This window comes from Streptosporangium sp. NPDC051023 (genome assembly GCF_040689595.1).
Lineage (GTDB): Bacteria > Actinomycetota > Actinomycetes > Streptosporangiales > Streptosporangiaceae > Streptosporangium.
Genome location: NZ_JBFBCE010000070.1, coordinates 21,582 through 38,959 on the forward strand (window position 1 = coordinate 21,582; position 17,378 = coordinate 38,959).

The following is a 17,378-nucleotide window of genomic DNA, read 5'->3' on the forward strand; positions in this document are numbered from 1 at the left end:
GACGATTCATCGTCCGATCGGACAAGGAATTACGGCTGGTCTTCACCCAGGGTTAGCGCATGAACAATTCCTGGGGATCGGTACGGGTCCACCGGGACGCGTACGGCATGCCGCTGCTCGACGCGTCCAGCGAGCCCGCCGCCTACTACGGGCTCGGTTACGCGCAGGCGCAGGACGACCTGCACGGCGTGCTCAGGCAGTACCTGCTGGTCCGCGGTGAGCTCGGTGAGCCGGAGCGGGACGCCAACCAGCGACGTTGGCAGGTGCTCGAGGAGGCCCGGCGTGGCTTCGAGGCACTCCCCGGCGACCTGCGCGCCTGCTACGAGGCCTTCGTCGCCGGGATCGGCGCGTGGATGGACGAGCATCCCGGGCGGGTCCCCGACTGGGCGCCGCCGTTGGAGCCCGCCCTGCCGATCGGCGTCAACCGCACGGTCATGCTGTTCTGGATCATCACCGACGGCGTCGAGGCGCTCCGCGCGTCCGGTGTGCTCTCGGCGGACCCGGCCTCGGAGAAGGACGTCGGCTACGCCCCGCTCGGTTCCAACGCCTGGGTGGTCCGGCCGTGGCGGACCGCGACCGGCGAGACGATCGTGGTCAGCGACCCGCACCTGCCCTTCGGCGGCGCCTTCGCCATGCACGAGGCGGTCGTCAAGGCAGGCGACCTGCACTACACCGGCTTCTGCTTCCTCGGGGCGATGCTGCCCCCGCTGGCCCACAACCGGACCTGCGCCTGGGGTCTGACCACCGGGGGACCCCGGGTCGCGGACGCCTACCGGATCGCCGTCGACGGCGACGTCTACCTGTACGACGGCGAGCCCAGGAAGATCCTCCGGCACGACGGCCACGAGTACGTCGTGCACAACGGCGTGATCGCTCCCGTCCTGGCCAGGGACGACGACGCCGTTTACGTGGTGTGCACGCCGTACATGGGCCTGGCCGGCGAGACCGAGCAGCAGTTCATGGCCATGGTGCGCGCCCGTGACGTCACCGAGCTGCGGGCGGCGTTCGAGGCGTGCGCGTTCCCGCCCCAGAACGTGCTGGCCGCCGACGCCTCGGGCGACTGCTTCTACCTGCGCACCGGCCGGGTGCCGGTCAGGGCCTCCGGCGAGAGCGGCGTGCTTGACGGCAACACCTCGGCCACCGCCTGGCTCGGCATCCGCCCGGCCGCCGACCTGGTCCAGCTCGCCGATCCCGCCTCCGGCTACCTGCAGAACTGCAACACCGCCCCCGACACCGTCACACCCGATCCGGCCCTGGCGCCGGAACGCTGGCATCCGGACGTCTTCAACGACGAGCCGGGCCGTACCACGAGCCGGGGAAGGCGTCTCACCGAACTGCTGCCCCGGGCCTTCTCCGTCGACCTCCCGGAGGCGACCGCGTGGGCGCTGGACGACATGTGGCCGGACACCGCGGCCTGGCAGGCGAAACTCCTGGCCGCCGCCTCCGCGGAACCCGGCCGGATCCACGGCTGGCCCACCGGGCACCGGCGGCTCCTGCACCGGCTGCTCGCCTTCGACGGCCGCGCCCGTCCCGAGTCGGCGGACGCGACGGCCTGGATCTCCTGGCGCACGCGGATCTCCGGCGACGACCTCCTGGACGCCGTCGAGCAGGCCGCGCGGGCCGTGCCCGACGGGGTTCACGAAACCTACGGGGAGGGACATCGGCTGCTGCCCGGCGTGCCGGGCCGCGGCGGCGCGCTGGAGCTCGACGTGTCCCTGCGGTCGACCTACTACGCGCAGGGCACGGCCTTCGCCGGAGGCCCCTGCCTGCGGATCGTCGCGCTGAGCGAGCACGGCATGCGCTCGTGGAGCGTTTCGATGCCGGGCCAGGCCGAGCTGTACAGCCGCGGCGAGGTCAAGCCGATCGTCTTCGATCCGTCATGAGGCTCTATCCCGTCATCGCGGTCGGCATGCTGGCGATCACCGACGCGTTCGTGAACCAGGCCCTCAGCGTGCTCGCGCCGGACATCACCGGCTCGCTCGGCGTCTCGACCGGCGCCCTCACCTCCCTGCTCGCGCTCCAGCTCCTCGCCGTCGGCGTCGCCCCGTTCCTCATGTCCGTGCTGGTCAGAGGCCGCCCGATCCGTGCCGGTGTCTCCATCGTCACCGGGTTCGTGTGGAGCGTCGCCACCTTCGCGATCGCGTTCGCCGGCGACATCTGGACGCTCGGCGCGCTGCTCCTGGTCAGCGGCCTGGCCAACGGCAGCCAGATCGCCCTGCACTCGCCGCTGCTCGCCGACCTCTACCCGCCCGCCGTACGCGGCAGGATCCTCGCCCTGTACGGCGCCGCGATGCCCGCGGGCGCGATCCTGAGCCCGCTCACGGTCTCGGCGCTGGCGGGGTGGCTCGACCTGGACTGGCGGGCGGTCTACGCCGTGCTCGGCGTGCTGTCGATGCTCGGCTGCCTGGCCGCGGTACGGCTGCGCGACCCGGGGATCGGACGCTACGACGAGGTGGCGACCAGCCGCGGAAGCCTGTTGCGCTCCCGGACGCTGCGCCGCGTCTTCGCCGCCTTCGTCGCCTACGGCATGCTCCTCGTCCCGGCCGTGACATTCCTGTCGGTCCACCTCAAGGAACGCTGGGGCCTGGGAACCGACGTCCGCGGGCTGTTCTCGGCATGTTGCTCGGCCCTGGCCATCGTCGTGCTGGCCACGCTCGGGCGGCGGCTGGACTCGATCTTCCAGTCCGACGCGGGAAGGGTGCCGATCGTCGCCGCAGGGGTCATCGCCTGCTCGGCCATGGCCTTCGCGGCGGGCGCGGTCGCGCCGGCCCTGCCCCTGGCGCTGGCCGCCTTCCTGATCGGCCTGGTCCTGACCCCGCTGATCCTCCCGATGATCACACTGATCATGATCGCGGTGACCGATCCGGGCGGGCGCAGCTACATGGCCAGCCTGTTCGGCGTCGGCCTCGCGGTGGGCGGCCTGATCGGGGCCGGGCTTCTCAGCACCGTGGAAAAGGCGTACGGCACGGCGGGCGCGGTCGCCTCGGTCGCCCTGCCCGGGCTGATCGCCGGGCTGATCGTTGCCTCGACGGCCCGTACCATCCGTACCGATCTGATTCCCGTCAGGGAGGAGAACGTCAATGTCTAGCGTCTTCGGCGAGCCGGGGTATGCGCCCCTGCCGGACGGGCGGCGGTTGCACTACGTCGGCCAGGGCGAGGGGCGGCCCGTCGTCGTCCTGGAGTCCGGGCTCGGGGCGTCCCGCGTCGAATGGGGGTTGGTTATGCCAGCGATCGCCGAGCGTACCCGGGTCGTCGCCTACGACCGGGCCGGGCTCGGTCGCAGCGACCCTGACCCGCACCGCCGCGACCTGGAGCGCATGGTGGAGGATCTGGGACACCTCCTCGACCACCTGGGGGAGGAACGGTACATCCTGGCCGGGCACAGCCTGGGCGGGCCGATCATCCGCTCCTACGCGGCCGCCAACCCGGAACGGGTGGCCGGGCTCATCCTCATCGACCAGGCGGCCGAGGACCTGGACATCTACTACCGGAAGGGGACGCGGGCCATGGCGCTGGGCCTCCAGTCCATCATGGCCGGGCTCGCCGCGCTCGGCGTCAAGGTCGTCCCGGCCGAGGTCCGCCGCATCCTCGCGCTGTTCCCGCCGGCCATGCAGGCTGAGGCGCTGGCCGAGATGACCCGCCCGTCCGAGTTCCGTGCCACCCGGGCGGAGTACGCCGCCCTCGCCGAGGGGTTCACCCGCCTGCGCTCCTCGAAAGCCGCGCTGCCGCCGGTCCCCGTCACGGCCATCAGCGGCGCGCTCAGCCCCGGCAAGGTGGAAAGGCGCGTCCGCCCCGAGCTCATCGCCAGCCACCGGCGGCTCGTCGAGGCCCAGCCCAACGGCCGTCACGTCCTGGCCGAGCGGTCCGGGCACATGGTCCCCCAGGACGAGCCCGGCCTGGTCGTCGCCGAGATCCTCCGGCTCGTCGCCTGACCCGCCGGGCGCGGGCCGCGCGGGTTCCCGCGACGGGTCCTGGACCACGGCTCCCGGACCACGGTTCGGGCCGCCGCTGGCCAGGAGCCGGAGAACACCATGAGGGACCGTTCCGCATTTCCTCCCCGCCCCGAAGGACGGGGCATCCATGCTGGAGGAACGTGTGAGAGGGAGGAGAAGGAGGAGTCAGGGGTGTCCCTGAGGGGGCGACCCTGGCTTGACCCTGACTTCGGCTTCCCGCCCTGCCGCGGGGCCGTAGCGGGACGTAGCGTGGAGACATGGGACGGATTCTGTTGATAGTGGCGGCCGTCGTGCTCGCCTTCTTCCTGCTCGGCTCGCTCCTGGGCCTTGTCTTCGGCCTGCTCAAGTGGGCTCTGATCATCGGCCTGGTCGCCGTGGTCGTCACGTTCGCGGTCAGGCTCTTCCGCTCCTCCGGTCTCGGGGGCTGACAAAGCCGGAGGGGGCGGGGCCCGGCACAGGGGGTGGCCGGCAGGCCACGACCGGGCCCCCGCCCTGACCGGACACGCCGTGCTCGCGGGAGGAGCCGCCTCGACCGGAGGCGCTGTTCTCGCACCGCCCGGCGACCGGTCACATGGCGCTGACCGCACGGGACGTTAATCGCTTGGCCGGTCCCGTCCCGCTGGATATGGTCGGGCGGGTGTCCTCGGTTGAGATCCGCACCGTACCCGAATCCGACGTCGAGCAGGTCTTCGAGCTCAGTGACATCGTCTTCCACCAGCGGACCGACGAGCGGGAACGCGAGGAGCGCAGGTGGCGCTTCCTGCTCGCTCACCGCGTCGGCGCCTACGATGGCGATCTGCTGGTCGGTTTCATGGCCTGCCTCCCGCTGCGCGTCTCCGTGCCGGGAGGCATCCTCGGATGCTCCGGCGTCACCTTCGTCGCCGTCCTGCCGACACACCGCAGGCAGGGTGTGCTGACTGCGATGCTGGAGCGGCTCTGGTCCGACACGGCCGAGCGCGGCGAGCCCCTGGCCGCGCTGTATGCGTCGGAGGCCGCGATCTACGGGCGGTTCGGCTTCGGCGCCGCGACCAGGGCCGTCAGCGTGGAGATCGCGACCGACCGGCCGCTCGGCCTGCGCGTCGAGCCCGACCCCGGACCGCTCAGGCTGATCTCCCCCCTGGAGGCGCCGAAGGTCCTCGGCCCGCTGTACGGCAGGGCGGCCGCGCGCCGCGCGGGCCAGTTCCTGAGGGACGAGCGGTGGTGGGCCGGTTCGGTGCTCGCCGAGACCGACGAGGAGGACCAGGATCTGACAGCCCCGAGGGTCGTCATCCTCGGTGAGGAACCCCGGGGATACGCGGTCTACCGCTCGAAGCAGGGCGACGACAGCGCCGGGTCGCCCGGCGTCGTGCAGCTCGTCGAGCTGGAGGCGGACACCGTCGAGGCAGAGGCGGCGCTCTGGCGCTACCTGGCGTCGGTCGACCTGACCAGCCGGATCTCCTGCTGGGCACGGCCCGTCGACGATCCGCTGCCGCTGCTGGCCGCCGACCCCGACCAGGTGACCGTGACGCGGACCTGGCCCGCGCTGTGGCTGCGGCTGGCCGACCTGAAGGCCGCGCTCACCCGGCGAGGCTGGGCGCGGCCCGTCGAGGCCGTCCTGGAGGTCCGTGACGAGCGCGTTCCCGCCAACCACGGCCGCTGGAGCCTGCGGGCGGGACCCGGCGGCGCGTCCTGCGCCCGCACCAGCTCCGCGCCCGATCTGACGCTCGCCGTACGCGATCTCGCCTCCGCCTACCTGGGGGACGTCCCGGTGCGGAGGCTGGTCGCCGCCGGGCTCGCGGCCGAGCACACCCCGGGTACGGCGGAGCGACTCGACGCCGCCCTCGCCACCCCGCTGGCCCCGTTCGCCGCCGACCAGTTCTGAGCCGCCCGACTCCAGTGCCTCACCGTTGCGGAGAACGCCACGGGCCGTCTGGCGCCGGGCAGCCTGGCGGGCTGTACCGTGCTGGTCGCGGGCGGGGGCGCCGCTATCGGCGACGCTCGGTTCCCAGCCCGAGGGCCCTGGCCACCTCGCCGATGTTGCGGAACTCCCCGTCGGGCAGCTCGCGCAGGCTCGCCTCGAGGCTGTCAGGGGCCATCTTCTCCTCTGCGTGCGCCGTCAGCTCCTCGCGGTCCGCGGGCCACCTCGCGTCGCTCAGCCACTTGGCCAGGGTGCTGCGGCGTTCGACGTCACTGGGGGTGATCCCCGCGGGCGTGCCCGGCTCGTGTCCCGGCGGATACCTCCTTGGCGCCAGTTCCTCGTCGGTGTCCCTGATCGGCTCCGGGTCAAGCCACTCCTCGGCATGAGTGGGACCACCGCCGCGAACCGTCCCCTCGACCTCGTGCTTCCGCTCCTCGTCGACCCTCGGGCCGTGCTTGGCGCTGCCGCGTTCCGCGTTCATGGCCTCAGCTCCCGAAATAGGCTCCTCCTGAGGAGGCCCTACCCATTCCGGCATCTCCCAACATTCGCCCTCTGCGGGCTGGGCGTCCTCTTTTCGCAGGTCACAGGGGACTCTTCGCGGCGTGCCTCCGGGGGACGACACGTGAGAGGTGAGGGACGCTCTCATCGGCTCTGCTTCTTTCCTGTTTCCCGCCTGTCTGAGCGGATACTGAGGAGAAGGGGGAGCAGGACGTCTGCCTGCTTTGGTTCCCTGCCCGTGCTGCGCGACCGGTGCCGTGAGGCCGGTGCCGTGAGAAGGCCGCCGCCGCACCCGCCCCCCGTCCGGCAGGTCCCGATTCCGGCCCGCCGCCAGAGAACGGCGGCCGTCGAGGAGGTACTGATGGCGATCGCGACGATCAATCCGGCCACCGGTGAGACGCTGAAGACCTTCGAACCGCTGAGCGAGCAGGAGGTGGAGGAGCGGCTTGCGCGTGCCGCGGCCGACTTCCTGACCTACCGGGGCACCGACTTCAAGCAACGGGCGTCCTGGATGCGCGGCGCGGCCGACCTGCTCGAGGGCGAGCAGGAGGAGGTGGCCCGCCTGGTGACCACCGAGATGGGCAAGACGCTGACCGCGGCCAGAGCCGAGGCGGCCAAGTGCGTGACGGGGATGCGTTACTACGCCGACCACGCCGAGGAGTTCCTCGCGGATGAGCCTGCGGACGCGCGGGCCGTCGGAGCGCGGCGTGCCTACGCGCGCTACCAGCCGCTGGGGCCGGTGCTCGCGGTGATGCCGTGGAACTTCCCCCTCTGGCAGGTGATCCGTTTCGCCGCGCCCGCGCTGATGGCGGGCAACGTCGGGCTACTCAAGCACTCGTCGAATGTGCCGCAGATCGCGCTCTACCTGGGGGAACTGTTCACCAGGGCGGGTTTCCCCGCGGGCTGCTTCCAGACCCTGCTGATCGGCTCGGCGCAGGTTGAGCGGCTGCTGAGGGACGCCCGCGTGGTCGCGGCCACCCTGACCGGCTCGGAACCGGCGGGCCGTTCCGTCGCGTCGATCGCGGGCGGCGAGGTCAAGAAGACCGTCCTGGAACTGGGCGGCTCCGACGCCTACGTCGTGATGCCGTCCGCCGACATCGAGGGCGCGGTCTCGACCGCGGTCACCGCGAGGGTGCAGAACAACGGCCAATCCTGCATCGCGGCGAAGCGGTTCATCGTGCACGACGACGTGTACGACGAGTTCACCGGCCGCTTCGTGGCCCGCATGGAGTCCCTGCGAGTGGGGGACCCCATGGACGACTCGACCGACGTGGGGCCGCTCGCGACAGAGCAGGGACTCGGCGACCTGGAGAGGCTGGTGGCCGACGCGGTCGGGCGCGGCGCGCGGGTGCTGTGCGGCGGGGTGAGCCCGGACCGGCCGGGCTGGTTCTACGAGCCGACCGTGCTCACGGGCGTCACCCCGGAGATGAGGCTGTTCGGGGAGGAGGCGTTCGGTCCCGTCGCCTCGCTGTACCGGGTCGGGGACATCGATGAGGCCGTCACACTGGCCAACGGCACGTCCTTCGGACTCGGCGCGAACGCCTGGACCACCGACGAGATCGAGCAGGAACGCCTCATCGCCGACCTGGAGGCCGGAATGGTCGTCGTCAACGGCATGGTGGTCTCCTACCCGCAGCTGCCGTTCGGCGGCGTCAAGAACTCCGGGTACGGCAGGGAGCTGTCCGCACACGGCATCCGCGAGTTCTGCAACCTCAAGACCGTCTGGATCGGCTGAGCCGCCCGCGTGGCCTCCCGGCTCGTCAGGGAAGCGGGCGGGAGACGCCGAGGGGAGACGTCCTGGAGGAGGGAGGACGTCTGGGAAACCGGGGCGGGATCGTCCGAGCCTCGACGAGGGAGGCCGGGACACGGCAGCCCGGAGAAGTCGGGCGGGAGCGGCACGGACCGGCCCGCCAGGGGCGAACCCCCGGGGGTCGCGGGCCGGTCCGAGATCATGGGGTGGAACGGCGCAGCGCCACCGTGTCCTGCATGACTTTGGCGGGGGCGTGGCCGTCGATCAGCAGTCTGCGCATCAGTACCGCGATCTGGTGCATCGTATCGGGAGCGAACCCGCGGCGGGTCACCTCCTGGGTGCCGATCCGCAGGCCCCGCATCGGCTCGCCCGGAGCCTGGTCGGGCAGGCCGATGCCGCTGAGGTAAACGCCGCCCTCGGCGAGCAGCCGCGCCGCCTCGTCTCCGCCGCCGAACGCGGCGGCGTCGATCGCGACGTGGTGGGAGACCGTCCAGCCCAGGTGGGCCGCCGCGACGGCGAAGCCCTCCACGGCCAGCGCGGCGGCCAGGGCGCGGGCGTTCGCGATGCAGGCGTCGGCGTAGCCCGGACCGTTCGCGGCGTGCTCGGCCGCGGTGACGGCCAGCGGAGCCAGCCGTGAGGCGTCATAGTTAGCGGTCAGCCCAGGGTAGGCGGCGGCCGAGACCCGGCGCGCGAGGTCCTCCTCACGCGTCACGACGGCGCCTCCCGGCGGCCCGCCGAAAGACTTGTAGGTCGACATGGTCAGCAGGTGGGCGCCCTCCTCCAGCGGTCGCTGGAAGCGGCCGCCCGCGATCAGGCCGGCCATGTGCGAGGCATCGTAGACCAGCACCGCCCCCACCTCGTCGCACGCCGTCCTGACCCGCGCGACGTCGTGCGGGAACAGCATCAGGCTCGCTCCGATCACCACCAGGACGGGCCTGTGCTCGCGCAGGAACCCCGGCAGCGCGTCGTGGTCGATGCCGAACCGGGCCGCGTCGTAGGGCAGGTCGACCACGTGCAGGCCCCGGATCCCGGCGACGCCCTGGGCATGGTGGCTGGCGTGGCCGCCCGCGGCCTCGGGCAGCACCGCGATCGTGTCGCCGGGAGCGGCGAACGCGGTATAGCAGGCCAGGTTGGCCAGCGTCGCGCTCTGCAGCCTGACCTCGGCGAACTCCCCGCCCATCAGAGCCGCGACCTGAAGCGGGGCGAGCACCTCCAGTACGTCCAGCTCATCGAGGCCGGTCTGGAACTTCTCCCCGGGCCAGCCCATGGAGGGGCGGCTGCCCAGCGACAGCTCGTGGGCCGCCCTGGCCCGCTCGCTCATCGTGTTGGTGCCCGCGTAGAGCACGATGCCGTCCTCGTCGAGCCTGCCCTTGTGCTCGGCGAGCGCCGCGTCGACCAGCCGGACGACCTCGCCGAGGCCCAGGCCGTCCGTCTCGGCCTCCAGCTCCGCCAGACGCCGCTGTGCCCTGGACGACGCCCAGGGGGCGATTCGGCTCCGCTTCTCCACGCCGGTTCCTTTCGCGAGGCGACGCATGCGACGGTACGGCCCGCACCAAGACCAGTCATCGTCTTCCCAGCGGAGATCTTTCATACATCTGTAGGATTCGGTGATGATCGGCGATGATGTCCAGGACCTCCTCGACTCCCTGGCCGTGGCCGTGGGACGGGGCATGGCCGTGGACGATCCCGAGGGCCAGGTCGTCGCGCACAGCGTTCACCACGGTGAGGTCGATCAGGTCCGGGCCCAGGCGATCCTGTCCCGCTCCGTTCCCTCCGAGGTGAGGGCCTGGCAGGAGGCCCATGGGGTGGCCACGATCCGCGAGCCGGTCAGGGTGCCCGCCAACCCGGCGCTTGGTATGGCCGCGAGGCTCTGCGTGCCCCTACTCCACCAGGACAGGCGGGTCGGCCTGCTGTGGATCATCGAAGGGGAGGGGCCGCTGAGCGGGGAGGAGGAGGCGCGGGCCGTACGGGATGCGGCCGCCATCGCCGCCCTGCTCGACGACGGCGGGGGATCGGGCACGCTGCGCAGGCTCCTCGTCGGGGGGATCACGGCGGAGCGGGCCACGGGAGTGCTCGGCGAGGGGCCGCTGCGCCTCCTGGTCCTGCGCGGTGACCGGGAGGACCTGGGCAGGGCGGTTGACGACGAGCTCGCCAGGACGCGGCGCCCTCCCGTCTTCGCCATCCTCGACAGGCACGCCGTTCTGCTGCTCAACGGAGGTGAGGACGGTCCCGCGCTGGGAGGGCGGCTGATCGCCCGCACCGGGGGAGTCGCGGGGGTCAGCGCCGTGCACGCCGGGCTCGGATCGGTCAGGAAGGCCTACCGGGAGGCGGTCGCCGCGGCCAGGGCGGCGGCGGCGGAACTGGCGCTCGGGCCGGTAGCCTGCTGGCCTGACCTGGGCGTCTACCGGCTACTCGCCGAACCCGCGGCGACCCCTCTCGGCCCGCTGCGCGAGCACCCGGCCCTCGCCGTCACGCTCGAAACCTATCTGGACAGCGGCGGAGACGCACAGGAGACCGCCAGGTTGCTCCACCTGCACCGGACGAGTCTCTACTATCGCCTGGCCAGGATCGAGGAGGTCACCGGGCGCAGCCTGAAGGATGGAGCCGACAGGTTAGAACTCCATCTCGCGCTGAAGCTGGCTCGCTGGAATGCGGTGTAGTGGCGGATAAACCGGGCAAAGCTCTGCGGTGCGGCAGTTGGTCAGCGAGATCTTCAGCATCGTTGTCGTTCTCGGCCTCTTCGGCCTGGCGGCACTCCTCGTCTCCGTGATCGTTCTCGTCACACTGGTGGTGCTCGCTGCGTCGACCGTCCTCGGACGGCGGAGTCGTCCCTAAAACCTGTCTGACAAGGCGTGGCTCGAGCTCACCGACGACCTGTTGACCAACCCACCAACCACGATCAACGGTGGACTCGCCCTTCCGGGCGACAACCCGCATGCGGAGTCCTCGCAGTCGCAGTGTCGCGGCCGCGGTGACTCGAACGGGCTTCTGGCCGGGGAGAAGCTCCAGGCGCCATCGGGTGGCGATGGTGGCCAGGATGAGGATGGCCTGGACACAGCTGTACTGATCGCCGATGCACTTGCGGGCGCCGCTGCCGAAAGGGATGAACGCGTTGCTCGGCCGGGGCATGTAATCCGAGTAACGCGCATCTGTCCAGCGATCGGGGTCGAAGGACGCCGGATCGCGGTATTGGTCGGGACGGTGGTGGATCAGGTAGGGGCTGAAGACGACGATGGTCCCGGCGGGGAGAGGGTAGTCACCCAACGTGGTGTCGGCCGTGACGGTGCGGGTGACCAACCAGGCAGGCGGCCGCAGTCTCAGGGTTTCGGTGACGATCCGGCTGGTCACCCTCAGCTGAGGCAGGTCGTCAACGCGGGCGGGCCGGTCGCCGCCCACCCGAAGCCGCACGCGGGGCGGACGGGAGTCTCTGTCCCTTCAGGGCGGAGTGGATGTCAACTGGTCCTGGCGTGCTCTCCCGCCCGCAAGACGTCGCCCGGGTAGGGATCGTCCTCGGCGGTCCCGCCGGGGCTCTTGTGCGCTTCGCGCTCCCTGTGCTCCTCGTTGAGCAGGAGCGACAGCCCCGGAGCGTCCTCGACGAAGCGCAGGGTCTTCTCCAGGCAGACGATCGACCCCCGATCGGGACGGCTGACGAAACGGATGTCGTCGGCCAGAGCCTTCATGATGAGCAGGCCTCGGCCATGCTCGGACGTGGGGGAGGGGAAACGCGTCCCCGAGAAGTCGAAGCCGTTGCCCGTGTCCACCACTTTGATGACGCAGCGGTCGCTGAAGAGCTCGGTGCTCACCATGTAGTCGTCACTCGGTGTCGCGTGTTGGATCACGTTGGAGCACGCTTCGGAGAGCATGAGCAGGATGTCCTCGCGAACCTGTGGTTCGACCCCCAGTGCGCGGAGCGACGCGTCCAGCAGCTGCCTGATGACGGGAACACTCGCGGCGTCACGCGGTAGACGTAGCGCGATTGTGGCCTCCACGGTCCCTCCTTCGCAGTCGACCTCTAGCGACCTCTGGAGCCCTGCCCCACTCCGCCCGTCCTAACCGGGGTGAGGCGGGCACATCTCCTCCTCCCGGTGCGGGCGGGGGCGGAGCGCACGACCGTGTCCTTCAGGGGGCGGTCATGCCCGCGGTGCCGGAATGTCCGTGAGACGCGGGCATTCCGGGACGCATCTTGCGCCTGCGCAGGCCGGACGCGATCAGCCGCGCGAGGAGCTCCCGCGAGGAGACCGCCTCGGCCCCCAGGGAGACCGCCCGCTCGTAGACGGTCTCCGGAACGTCGTAGTGGTCACGGTCGAACGCCCGGGGCGGTGTGCCCAGCAGGGCGGCGAAGGCGTGCAGTTCCTCGGTCGAGCTGTCGCTGACCAGGTGGGACCAGAGCAGGCCACGGGGACCCGGCCAGTTCGGCGGGTCGATGAGGACGCTCACCTGCGCAGCAGGTCGAGCGCGACCTCGAGGGCGGCGGCCCTGCGCTCGTCCTCGTCGATCGTGTCGTCCCTGAAGACGAACCAGGACGCGTGCAGGACGAACAGGGACATCGAGTTCCTCAGCCGGGTGGCCGTCGAGTCGCCCGGCTCGACGAGGAAGGTGATCACCTCGAACATCCGGTCGCGGGTCTGCTCCATCACCGGGTGATTCTTCAGCGAGGTCTGGTTGCGCTCGAAGAAGCGCATGATCTCGCGGTGCTTGCCCCGGTGCAGGCTCTCGGAGTAGCGGCGGATCAGCTCGCGCCGGGTCTCCTCGGTGCGGGGCTGGGCCTTGGCCCAGTCGAGCAGTTCCTCGACCGAGCGCAGCCGGGTTTCGGCCAGGCTGGTGACAATCTCGTCCTTGCTCTTGAAGTGGTAATAGAGGGCGGCCTTGGTCACGCCGAGTGTCTCCGCTATCTCGCGGAGCGAGGTCGCCTCATAGCCCTGCTCGATGAAGAGTTTCAGGGCGATTTCCTGGATGCGAGTCCGGGTATCGGCGTTTTCCCTCATGGTTCCCTTTACGGTGAAATCGACTTGACGGCCGGTAAGTAGGCGCCCTACATTTCCGATCATATCCGACACTTGCCGGTCGGCAAGTAAGCAAGATCATCTCTACAGGGGGCGACAGAAGTGACGGAGACCGCGACCGCACCGGCGCGGCAGCGTGAGGTCATGGTGGTGCTGCCGGGCTTGATGCTCGCGATGGTCCTGGCCATGCTCGACAACATGATCGTCGGTACGGCGATGCCCCGTATCGTGGGCGAGCTGGGCGGTCTGACCCACCTCTCCTGGGTGGTGACCGCCTATGTGCTCGGCACCACCGTATCAACTCCCATCTGGGGCAAAATCGGCGACCTGTACGGCAGGAAGAACATCTTCCTCGCCTCCATCGTGATCTTCATGATCGGTTCCGCGCTCTGCGGCATGGCCGGATCCGAGATGTTCGGCGGCCCCGCCGACGGTATGGGGCAGCTCATCGGCTTCCGCGCGCTTCAGGGGCTCGGCGCGGGCGGTCTGATGGTCAACGCCATGGCGATCATCGGTGACCTCGTCCCGCCGCGCGAGCGCGGTCAGTATCAGGGCATCATGGCCGGTGTGATGTCGCTCGCGATGATCGCGGGCCCGCTGGTCGGCGGTTTCATCACCGACCACCTCAACTGGCGCTGGGCCTTCTACGTGAACCTGCCCATCGGGTTCCTCGCCCTCGCGGTCCTGGTGGCCAAGCTCAAGCTCCCCACGTATCGCACCCAGCACCGCATCGACTGGCTCGGCGCGGTCCTGCTCTCCGTCGGTATCACCGCGCTGGTTCTCATCACCACCTGGGGCGGCAACGACTACGAATGGGGCTCGCCGCAGATCCTCGGGCTGGCCGTGGCCGCCGTGGTCAGCCTGGTGATCTTCGTCCTGGTCGAGCGCCGTGTCACCGAGCCGATCATGCCGCTCAACGTGTTCCGCAACCGCAACTTCACGCTGATCTCCCTGGTCGGCTTCCTGCTCGGCTTCGCGATGTTCGGCGCCATCAACTTCCTGCCGCTGTTCCAGCAGACCGTCCAGGGCGCCTCGGCCACCAACTCGGGCCTGCTCCTGCTGCCGATGATGGCCTCGGCCATGGTGATCTCGCTGTTCGTCGGCCGGGCCATCACCAAGACCGGCAAGTACAAGATCTACCCGGTCCTCGGTGGTGTGATCATGGCGATCGCCATGTGGCTGCTCTCCACGCAGACGGTCGACACCCCCTCGTGGCAGACCGGCGTGTACATCGCGGTGCTCGGCCTCGGCATGGGCTTCCTGATGCAGACCACCATGCTGATCGCGCAGAACAGCGTCGAGCAGAAGGACCTGGGCGTCGCCAGCAGCGCCTCGACCTTCTTCAGGTCCATCGGAGGCTCGTTCGGCGTCTCGCTGTTCGGTGCGATCTTCAACAACCAGCTCACCTCCAACCTGTCGAGCAAGCTGGGAGCGGCCGCCGGTGAGAAGCTCACCTCGGGCGGCGGTCAGTTCAACCCGGCGGCCCTGCACCAGCTGCCCCCGGCCGTGCGGACCGGCTTCCTCGAGTCGCTGGCCGGGTCGATCGGCAGCGTGTTCTCCTGGGCCATCCTGTTCGCCGTCCTGGTGCCGGTGTTCGCCGTCTTCATCAAGGAGATCCCGCTGCGCAGCGGCCAGGAGAAGGGCGCCGAGGCCGAAGCCCCGGTCGCGGTGCTCGACTGAGCAAGTCGTGACCCAGTGAGAGCCAAGTCGCCCCGCGCAGACTGGGCGGCATGGACAGCACAGCAAGCGCAGCAACCACAGCGACGACCATGACCGCCGCCGGGTACCTCACCCGGCGGCCCAGGGCCGGGGACGCAACCGACATCCACCAGCTGATCTCCCTGTGCGACACGCAGGTGATCGGCAAGGCGGACATGACCCTCGACGACGTCACCGACCAGCTGAACGAGCCCGCCTTCGACCGGGAGACGGACGGGTGGGTCGTGCACGACGGGTTGGGACGCCTGGTCGCCTGGGCGTGGGCCTGCGGCAAGGGCACCGGTGACAACGTGGACGTCGACGTGGTCGTGCACCCGGAAGCGCCCGAGCTCACCGGCCCCCTGTGGGACACCGTGATCGCGCGGGCGGCCGAGATCGCCGCCGGGCTGGGCCACGACAGGGCCGTGGTCGACATCGGTCTGTATCGGGAGGACAGCGGCAAACGCGCCATCGCCGCCGCCCGCGGCTTCGTCGCCGCGACGAGCTTCATCCGTCTCCTGGTCGACCACGGCGCCTCGGTTCCCGAGCCCGCCCTCCCGGCCGGGGTGACAGTTCACCACGGGGTGACCGAGGAGGTGCGGCGCGAGGGGCACGCCGTACAGCAGGCCGGTTTCGCCGAGCACTTCGGGTTCACCCCGAAGGACTACGACGAGTGGTACGCCGACCTGGACTCCTCGGCCAGCACCGACTGGGCGCAGCTCGCCGTCGCGCGCGTCGACGGCGAGCCCGCCGCGATGCTGCTGGGCACCGACGCCTTCGCCGGGGACGAGAACTCGGGCTACGTGCGCCAGCTCGCGGTACTGCCCGGCTTCAGGGGGCGCGGCCTCGGCCGTTTCATGCTGCGCAAGGCGTTCGCCGCCGACGCCGCGCGCGGGCGGGTCGGCACTTACCTCCATGTGGACGCGAACAACAGCACCCCCGCCCTGGATCTGTACCTGTCGGTCGGCATGCGGCAGGTGCTGGCCATCGACGTCTGGCGCAGGACCGTCTGACTCCGCGGACACGCCGCGGGTACGGGCCCCCTCGCCGTACCCGCGGAACCCGTCCGCCGAACCCCGAGCCCATCAGGACGCTCCCAAGCCCGTCACCCGCGTCCCGGGGACGGTCACCGCCGCAGCAACGGCAGCGAGCAGAGCCCGGCGGCCAGGACCGTGGCCGCCAGCGTCACGCCGATGTTCGTGATCGACCCCCCGCTCAGGTACAGCGTGCCGAGCGTGGCCACGCCGACGACCTGGCCGAGCTGGGTCACCATGACGAACAGCCCACTGGCGTCCGGGGCGTCCTCGGGGGCCACGTGGGTGAGCGCGATCGCGAGCACCGGGCTGAAAACCCCGCCCAGGCCGAACCCGGCCACGGCCTGGGCGATCGACAGGAGCGGCTGGCCGTGGTCGCCGCCGCTCAGCGCGACCGCCATGCCCAGGTAACCCAGCGCGGCCACTGCGAAGGAGGCGACGACCATGCGCCGTCTCAGCCGCTCGGGGACCCGCCGCCAGTTGAGGCTCGCCGCGGCGAACGCCACCGCGCTGGGGATGAAGGTCAGGCCCGCCTGCAGCGGGCTGTCCCCCAGCGTTCCCTGCAGGTACTGGGCGAAGCTGAACAGGAACCCGCCGTAGACCGTCATCATCCCGAAGACGGCCAGCACGGAGGGGATCACACCCCGGGCCTTGAGCACCCGCGACGGCACGAGCGGGGCGGAGGCCCGCCGCTCGACCAGCACGAAGACTCCCACGAGCGCCACGCTCGCGGCCATCGAGAGCCAGCCCCACAGCGGCCAGTCCTGCTCGTGGCCCAGCACCAGCGGAACCACCAGAAGGCTCACCGCCAGCGAGAGCGTGACCAGGCCCGGCAGGTCCAGGGGGCGGTGGCGCTGCGGACCGCCGGAGGGCAGCAGTCTCGCGCCCACGACGAGCAGGCCGAGCCCGATCGGCACGTTCACCAGGAACACCGGGCGCCACGCCGTGCCGAACAGGTCGGCGGAGACCAGCACGCCGCCCAGCACCTGACCGATCACGGCGGCCCCCGAGATCACCGTGGCGTACAGGCTGAGCGCACGGGCCCGCGCGGCTCCTTCGAAGTTCGTCTGGATCATGCTCAGCACCTGGGGCACCATCAGGGCGGCTCCCGCGCCCTGGAGGAGTCGGAAGGCGATGAGCTGCTCGGCCGAGACGGCCAGGCCACAGGCAAGGGAGGCGGCGGTGAACCCGGCAAGGCCGTAGAGGAACAGACGGCGCCCGCCGTAACGGCCGCCGAGGCGGGCACCGGTGATCAGCAGCATCGCGTAGGCGATGGTGTATCCGGAAATGATCATCTGGAGTCCTGAGCCAGACGCGCCCAGGTCGGAACGGATCACCGGAGAGGCGACGTTGACGATGGAGACGTCCAGGATCGCCATGAACTGCCCGGTCAGAATCACCGTCAGCAGCCAGGGGACACGAGGAGGAGCCACCGGAGCCGCGGGGGCCTCGGTGGTCGGTAGCGCGGTCATGAGAAAGACTGTGGGGCCACGCCGATACCGGTAACGAGAGTCTGCTGATCCTGGTACCGGCAGCACCTGGCAG

16 protein-coding genes and 1 pseudogene are annotated in these 17,378 nt (G+C 70.6%); 10 read left to right on the forward strand and 7 right to left on the reverse strand.

Features of this window, described 5'->3' with window-relative positions; genetic code table 11:
- The first annotated feature begins 59 nt into the window (after positions 1 to 59).
- The 5 genes from AB0395_RS34625 to AB0395_RS34645 all read left to right on the forward strand — a co-directional run bounded on the left by AB0395_RS34625 (position 60) and on the right by AB0395_RS34645 (position 5,814).
- Positions 60 to 1,883: a penicillin acylase family protein gene (locus AB0395_RS34625; protein ID WP_366288227.1), complete on the forward strand. Its 1,824-nt coding sequence runs from the start codon at positions 60 to 62 to the stop codon at positions 1,881 to 1,883.
- Positions 1,880 to 3,088 (forward strand): MFS transporter, encoded by a 1,209-nt coding sequence (locus AB0395_RS34630; RefSeq protein WP_366288228.1) that lies wholly within the window; start codon positions 1,880 to 1,882, stop codon positions 3,086 to 3,088. The genes AB0395_RS34625 and AB0395_RS34630 overlap by 4 nt, the downstream gene beginning before the upstream one ends.
- On the forward strand, positions 3,081 to 3,932 hold the full coding sequence (locus tag AB0395_RS34635) for an alpha/beta hydrolase (protein WP_366288229.1): 852 nt from the start codon (positions 3,081 to 3,083) through the stop codon (positions 3,930 to 3,932). The genes AB0395_RS34630 and AB0395_RS34635 overlap by 8 nt, the downstream gene beginning before the upstream one ends.
- Positions 3,933 to 4,210: 278 nt before the next feature.
- On the forward strand, positions 4,211 to 4,381 hold the full coding sequence (locus tag AB0395_RS34640) for a hypothetical protein (RefSeq protein ID WP_366288230.1): 171 nt from the start codon (positions 4,211 to 4,213) through the stop codon (positions 4,379 to 4,381).
- Positions 4,382 to 4,590: 209 nt separating this feature from the next.
- Entirely contained in the window at positions 4,591 to 5,814 is a 1,224-nt protein-coding gene (locus tag AB0395_RS34645; protein WP_366288231.1) for a GNAT family N-acetyltransferase, read from the forward strand.
- 103 nt (positions 5,815 to 5,917) lie between these two features.
- Here the strand turns inward: AB0395_RS34645 and AB0395_RS34650 are convergent, their stop codons facing one another.
- The gene (locus AB0395_RS34650) at positions 5,918 to 6,331 is read right to left on the reverse strand and encodes a DUF2795 domain-containing protein (protein ID WP_366288232.1); all 414 of its coding nucleotides are present in this window, start codon (positions 6,329 to 6,331) and stop codon (positions 5,918 to 5,920) included.
- Between the two features lie 378 nt (positions 6,332 to 6,709).
- On the opposite strand from AB0395_RS34650, the gene AB0395_RS34655 reads away from it, so the two are divergent.
- Positions 6,710 to 8,083: an NADP-dependent succinic semialdehyde dehydrogenase gene (locus AB0395_RS34655; protein WP_366288233.1), complete on the forward strand. Its 1,374-nt coding sequence runs from the start codon at positions 6,710 to 6,712 to the stop codon at positions 8,081 to 8,083.
- 214 nt (positions 8,084 to 8,297) lie between these two features.
- Here AB0395_RS34655 and AB0395_RS34660 read toward each other — a convergent pair whose 3' ends face one another.
- Positions 8,298 to 9,605: a glycine hydroxymethyltransferase gene (locus AB0395_RS34660; protein ID WP_366288234.1), complete on the reverse strand. Its 1,308-nt coding sequence runs from the start codon at positions 9,603 to 9,605 to the stop codon at positions 8,298 to 8,300.
- Between the two features lie 103 nt (positions 9,606 to 9,708).
- On the opposite strand from AB0395_RS34660, the gene AB0395_RS34665 reads away from it, so the two are divergent.
- Together AB0395_RS34665 and AB0395_RS34670 are read left to right on the forward strand one after the other, a co-directional pair.
- Positions 9,709 to 10,758, forward strand: coding sequence for a helix-turn-helix domain-containing protein (locus tag AB0395_RS34665; protein WP_366288235.1), 1,050 nt, complete (start codon positions 9,709 to 9,711; stop codon positions 10,756 to 10,758).
- A 28-nt stretch (positions 10,759 to 10,786) separates the two neighbouring features.
- On the forward strand, positions 10,787 to 10,933 hold the full coding sequence (locus tag AB0395_RS34670; RefSeq protein WP_366288251.1) for a hypothetical protein: 147 nt from the start codon (positions 10,787 to 10,789) through the stop codon (positions 10,931 to 10,933).
- A 153-nt stretch (positions 10,934 to 11,086) separates the two neighbouring features.
- Here AB0395_RS34670 and AB0395_RS34675 read toward each other — a convergent pair.
- From AB0395_RS34675 to AB0395_RS34690, 4 genes and pseudogenes are all read right to left on the reverse strand, one after another.
- A pseudogene (locus AB0395_RS34675) lies at positions 11,087 to 11,506 on the reverse strand (cytochrome P450); the annotation flags it as partial.
- Between the two features lie 44 nt (positions 11,507 to 11,550).
- Complete coding sequence (locus tag AB0395_RS34680; protein ID WP_366288236.1) at positions 11,551 to 12,087, reverse strand: ATP-binding protein; 537 nt, start codon at positions 12,085 to 12,087, stop codon at positions 11,551 to 11,553.
- A gap of 130 nt (positions 12,088 to 12,217) precedes the next feature.
- Positions 12,218 to 12,535 (reverse strand): DUF4031 domain-containing protein, encoded by a 318-nt coding sequence (locus AB0395_RS34685; protein WP_366288237.1) that lies wholly within the window; start codon positions 12,533 to 12,535, stop codon positions 12,218 to 12,220.
- Positions 12,532 to 13,083: a helix-turn-helix domain-containing protein gene (locus AB0395_RS34690; protein ID WP_366288238.1), complete on the reverse strand. Its 552-nt coding sequence runs from the start codon at positions 13,081 to 13,083 to the stop codon at positions 12,532 to 12,534. Before AB0395_RS34690 ends, AB0395_RS34685 begins: the two co-directional genes overlap by 4 nt.
- 120 nt (positions 13,084 to 13,203) lie before the next feature.
- Between AB0395_RS34690 and AB0395_RS34695 the strand changes: the two genes are divergently transcribed.
- Positions 13,204 to 14,781 (forward strand): MDR family MFS transporter, encoded by a 1,578-nt coding sequence (locus AB0395_RS34695; protein WP_366288239.1) that lies wholly within the window; start codon positions 13,204 to 13,206, stop codon positions 14,779 to 14,781.
- Positions 14,782 to 14,831: 50 nt separating this feature from the next.
- Positions 14,832 to 15,812: a GNAT family N-acetyltransferase gene (locus tag AB0395_RS34700; RefSeq protein ID WP_366288240.1), complete on the forward strand. Its 981-nt coding sequence runs from the start codon at positions 14,832 to 14,834 to the stop codon at positions 15,810 to 15,812.
- A 113-nt stretch (positions 15,813 to 15,925) separates the two neighbouring features.
- Here AB0395_RS34700 and AB0395_RS34705 read toward each other — a convergent pair whose 3' ends face one another.
- Positions 15,926 to 17,305, reverse strand: coding sequence for an MFS transporter (locus tag AB0395_RS34705; protein WP_366288241.1), 1,380 nt, complete (start codon positions 17,303 to 17,305; stop codon positions 15,926 to 15,928).
- Positions 17,306 to 17,378 lie beyond the last annotated feature (73 nt).